The sequence below is a fragment of the Mesorhizobium sp. M7A.F.Ca.US.006.01.1.1 genome (assembly GCF_003997935.1).
In the GTDB taxonomy this organism is placed as follows: domain Bacteria; phylum Pseudomonadota; class Alphaproteobacteria; order Rhizobiales; family Rhizobiaceae; genus Mesorhizobium.
The window spans coordinates 1-4,660 of record NZ_RZQL01000377.1; the positions used below are offsets into that span (position 1 = coordinate 1).

At 64.1% G+C, this 4,660-nt stretch carries 4 protein-coding genes and 1 pseudogene; 3 read left to right on the forward strand and 2 right to left on the reverse strand.

Going from position 1 to position 4,660, the window contains the following annotated elements; translation table 11 throughout:
• Positions 1 to 1,005 (reverse strand): ATP-binding cassette domain-containing protein (locus tag EN943_RS35180; RefSeq protein ID WP_164778549.1); only part of this gene is annotated, 1,005 nt, incomplete at its 3' end.
• A gap of 136 nt (positions 1,006 to 1,141) precedes the next feature.
• Between EN943_RS35180 and mtnK the strand changes: the two genes are divergently transcribed.
• Together mtnK and mtnA are read left to right on the forward strand one after the other, a co-directional pair.
• Positions 1,142 to 2,416, forward strand: coding sequence for an S-methyl-5-thioribose kinase (gene mtnK / locus EN943_RS35185; protein WP_127416399.1), 1,275 nt, complete (start codon positions 1,142 to 1,144; stop codon positions 2,414 to 2,416).
• Positions 2,413 to 3,507 (forward strand): S-methyl-5-thioribose-1-phosphate isomerase, encoded by a 1,095-nt coding sequence (gene mtnA / locus EN943_RS35190; protein ID WP_127416400.1) that lies wholly within the window; start codon positions 2,413 to 2,415, stop codon positions 3,505 to 3,507. Before mtnK ends, mtnA begins: the two co-directional genes overlap by 4 nt.
• A 9-nt stretch (positions 3,508 to 3,516) precedes the next feature.
• On the opposite strand, the gene EN943_RS35195 is transcribed toward mtnA, so the two are convergent.
• The gene (locus EN943_RS35195; protein WP_127416401.1) at positions 3,517 to 4,056 is read right to left on the reverse strand and encodes an Lrp/AsnC family transcriptional regulator; all 540 of its coding nucleotides are present in this window, start codon (positions 4,054 to 4,056) and stop codon (positions 3,517 to 3,519) included.
• Between the two features lie 49 nt (positions 4,057 to 4,105).
• Between EN943_RS35195 and EN943_RS35200 the strand changes: the two are divergent.
• Positions 4,106 to 4,600 (forward strand): annotated as a pseudogene (locus EN943_RS35200) (MFS transporter); the annotation flags it as partial.
• Between the last annotated feature and the right edge of the window lie 60 nt (positions 4,601 to 4,660).

Below are 4,660 nucleotides of genomic sequence, written 5' to 3' on the forward strand. Positions count from 1 at the left end.
GAACACGCCGGCGGCGATCGCCTCGCCTGTCGATCGCGGCGCATAAGGCCTGCCGTTCAGCGTCATTGTGCCGGCGAGCGGCTGGCGCACGCCAAAGAGAGTCTCGGCAAGCGCCGTCTTGCCGACGCCGACGAGGCCGGTGATGGCCACGACCTCACCGTCGCCGAGCGTCAGCGAGATCGGCTGGGCGCCTGGCGCAATGCGCAGACCCTCGATCGTCAGGACTGCCTTGGCCGAATTCCTGACGACGATCTGGTCGAGATGGATCTTGCGGCCGAGCATGGCGTTGACCGCGCCTTCATAGTCGAGCGGCTTCTTGTCGAAAATGCCCGAGATGATCCCGTCACGCATCGAGATGATGCGATCGGCCAACCGCCTGATGTCGGACATGCGATGCGAGATGTAGAGGATCGCCACGCCCTGCTCGCGCAGCCTGTCGATCAGTGCAAACAGCCGGTCGGCCTCGGCGCTGGAGAGCGATGAGGTCGGCTCGTCGAGGATCAGCACTTTCGGCTTGTGCGCCAGCGCGCGGGCAATCGCAACCATCTGGCGATCGGCCAGCGAAAGATCGCTCACCCGCGCCTTCAAATCGATGGCCAGCCCCATGCGGTCGGCAACCGCCTTGGCCTCTCGCCGCACGCGCATTGGATTGAACAGGGTCGGCGCACCGCTGCCGCTCAGCCGGTCCAGCGTCAAATTGGTGGCGACGTCGAGATCGGCGACGACACCGTCATTGATGTTCTGGTGCACGGTGACGACGCCGGCGCGGATCGCCTCGGCCGGGGTTTTCGGCGCGAAATCCTGGTCGGCGAGTGCCATCGTCCCACCGCCGCGTTCGTAGACACCGGAGATGATCTTGACGAGGGTGGATTTGCCGGCGCCATTGGCGCCCATCAGCACGGTGACTTCACCGGCATGCAGTTCCAGCGAGACGCCGCCAAGCACCTCGTTATGGCCAAAGGATTTCCTCAGTCCCTCTACGCGGAACACGGCATTGCCGACCATGCGTTCCTCCCTGACGTGACGCTATGGGCTGCATCGGCAATTGTCAACACGATTGACAATTGCCAGATCGCTTCCTAGCTTGGCTTGGCCGCCATGCCTCAATTATGTATCGGAGCGCATATGCGGGAGGATGACCATGACTGAAGAATTGCCGTTCGAAGCCCTGTCGGTCGAAACCTTGGCTGCCCGCCTTGGCGGCAACGACGCGCTGTGCGCGAAGATCGGCAGGGACACTGGCGCCTGGAAGGTCCGCGAGGTCGGTGACGGCAATCTCAACCTGGTGTTCATTGTCGAGGGCGACAGCGGTGCGGCCGTGGTCAAGCAGGCCCTGCCCTATGTTCGCCTGGTCGGCGACAGCTGGCCGCTGCCGTTGAAGCGCTCCTTCTTCGAATATCACGCGCTGACCAGGCAAGAGGCACGCGCGCCGGGCTCGGTGCCGGCGATCCATTATTTCGACGAACGTCAGGCGCTGATCATCATGGAATATCTTGCGCCGCCGCATATCATCCTGCGCCGTGCGCTGATCGACGGCCGGCAATTGCCGAACATCGCCCGGGATATCGGCCTGTTCATGGCCCGCACGCTGTTTCGCGGCTCCGACCTGCATATGGCGGCCAAGGACCGCAAGGCCGATCTGGCGCTGTTCGCCGACAATGTCGAGCTTTGCGACATCACCGAAAGCCTGGTATTTTCCGACCCCTATTTCGACGCCAAGATGAACCGGCATACGAGCCCACAGCTCGACGGCCTCGTCGCCGAACTGCGTGCCGACCGCGACCTCAAGGTCGAGGCGCAGCGGCTGAAGCACATGTTCGCCGCCAATGCCGAGACGCTGCTGCATGGGGATTTGCATTCAGGCTCGATCATGGTCACCGACACCGAGACGCGGATGATCGATCCGGAGTTCGCTTTCTACGGCCCGATGGCCTTCGATGTCGGCATGCTGCTTGCCAATTTCTGGATGTCGTTCTTCTCGCAACGCGGCCATGAACAGAAGGGCAAGCGAGACGCCATGCGCGCCTATCTGCTCGGTGTGACGGTCGAGACATGGTCAGTGTTCCGCGCCGAGTTCTCGCATCTGTGGCGGACCGAGCGCACCGGCATGCTCTATCAAAAGAGCCTGTTCGAGGATCAGGGCGACAAGCTCGGTGCCGAGCAGGCGCTCGACCATGTTCTGCACCAGATGTGGACCGATCTGCTCGGCTTTGCCGGCATCGAGGTGCACAGGCGCATCCTCGGCCTCGCCCACAATGCCGATTTCGAGACCATTGCCGATGAGGATTTGCGCGCCAGTTGTGAGGCAAAGGCGCTGAAATTCGGCCGCCACCTCGCCGTCAACCGGCGCCAGATCCACAGCATCGACGAGGTCAACCAACTGGCCGCGCTGATCGAACAGGAGAGCAGCATTTGAACGTCGGCGACCGCCACTATCGTACCATCTGGCTGAGCGACGACGGGCGTTCGGTCGAGATCATCGACCAGCGCTGGCTGCCGCATGATTTCCGCATCGAGACCATCGGCACGGTTGCCGGCATCGCCACCGCCATCCGCGACATGTGGGTGCGCGGCGCGCCGCTGATCGGCGTCACCGCTGCCTATGGCGTCGCCATGCAGATGGCCGACGATGCGTCGGATGCAGCGCTCGACGCCGTGTGGGAGACCCTGCACGAGACACGGCCGACCGCGATCAATCTGCGCTGGGCGCTGGACGAAATGCGGCGCTTCCTGCGGCCCCTGCCGACAGAACAACGCGCCGCAGCCGCCTATCAGCGGGCCAGTGAGATCGCCGACGAAGATGTCGGCCTCAACCGCGCCATTGGCGAGAACGGTCTCACCATCATCAAGGCGATCGCGGCGCGCAAGCAGAAGGGCGAGCCGGTCAATATCCTGACCCATTGCAATGCCGGCTGGCTGGCGACAGTCGATTACGGCACGGCGACCGCGCCGATCTATCTGGCGACGGAGGCCGGCATTCCGGTCCACGTCTATGTCGACGAGACGCGGCCGCGCAACCAGGGTGCCCAACTGACCGCCTGGGAGATGGCCGGGCACGGCGTGCCGCACACACTGATCGTCGACAATGCCGGCGGCCATCTGATGCAGCGCGGCGAGATCGACATGGTCATCGTCGGCACCGACCGCACCACCGCCGACGGCGACGTCTGCAACAAGATCGGCACCTATCTGAAGGCGCTCGCCGCTGCCGACAATGACGTGCCGTTCTATGTCGCGCTGCCGTCGCCGACCATCGACTGGACCGTGCATGACGGACTGGCCGAGATCCCGATCGAGCAGCGCTCGGCCGACGAGGTCTCGCTGGTCTGGGGCAAGACCGCCGGCGGCGAGATCGCCCAGGTGCGCATTTCGCCGGACACGACGCCTGCGGCCAACCCGGCCTTCGATGTGACACCGGCGCGGCTGGTGACCGGCCTGATCACCGAGCGCGGTGTCGCCAAGGCATCGCGCGAGGGCCTGAAGGCGATGTTTCCCGAGCGAGCGTAGCCCACGCCCCTAGTACAGAGGCTCGGCCATATGCTTGGGCGTCGGCCATGTCTCGGTAATGCCCGGCTGCACCGGCCGCTCCAAATAGGTCGATAAAACCACATAGCTGCGCGTCGAGGTGACCCCCGGCGTTTCGTACAGGCGCGCCAAAAGGCCTTCGAGTGCCCTGGTGTCTTCCGTGCGGACCTTCAGCAACATGCAGGTATCGCCGGCGACGGTATGGATCTCCTCGACTTCGGGATATTGCGAGACCGCCATCAGTTCCGGCGTCTTTCCCCAGCCCCTGGTGTCGATATGGACAAAGGCAAGCAAAGGCTTTTTCACCGCCCGGGGATCGATGATGGCGACCGTGTTGCGGATGGCGCCGCTGCGCCGGAGCCGTTTGACCCGCTCATGCGCCGCGGGTGGCGACAAGCCGACGCGATCGCCGAGTTCGGCGTAGCTGATCGTGGCATCATCGACCAGGACGCCTAATATTCTTCGGTCAATCGCGTCGAGGTCGCGGGCCGCAGCCTTGTTCTGCAGAATGCCATCTGTTTCTTCATCCATGACGAAGTTTCCTGTTTTCAGCTGAATAAAATACGGCGATTATGACGATATGTCGAACGCAGATCAAGTTGCAGCATTGGCGGCAAGCGCCGGAGCCCCGATCCCGGCGCTTGCCTATCTGTTGACGGGCTGCATCGCGGTCATCGGCTCGAACTCGCTCGTGCTGGGTCCGATTGCACCGGCTGTCGCCTCGTCGTTCGGAACCAGCGTGCCAGCCGTGATGATTGCGGCGGCAGCGTTCGGCCTCGGCACCTCCGCAAGCGCCCTGTTCCTGGCCCGCTACATCGACCGGCTTGGTGCACGCCGGATGCTGCAGGGCGCACTGCTGCTGTTGGCACTGGCGCTGATCGCCAGTGCCGTGGCTCCCACGGTGATCATGCTGGTCGCGGCACAGCTGCTCGCCGGCATCGCTGCCGGCATCGCCATGCCGGCGATCTACGCCAGCGCCGCGGCCATCGCTCCGCCGGGCAGGGAGAGCGGCACGATCGGCGTCGTGCTGACCGGATGGACGCTCAGCATGGTAGCCGGCGTCTCGCTGTCAGCCCCATCCATGCAAGGGCCGCAAGCACTGCGACTGCGGCCCTTGCATGGATGGGGCTGACAG

Excerpts from the sequence above, each read along its gene's own strand:
- EN943_RS35195 (WP_127416401.1), bottom strand. The coding sequence starts at position 4,056 with ATGGATGAAGAAACAGATGGCATTCTGCAGAACAAGGCTGCGGCCCGC.
- mtnK (WP_127416399.1), top strand. The coding sequence starts at position 1,142 with ATGACTGAAGAATTGCCGTTCGAAGCCCTGTCGGTCGAAACCTTGGCT.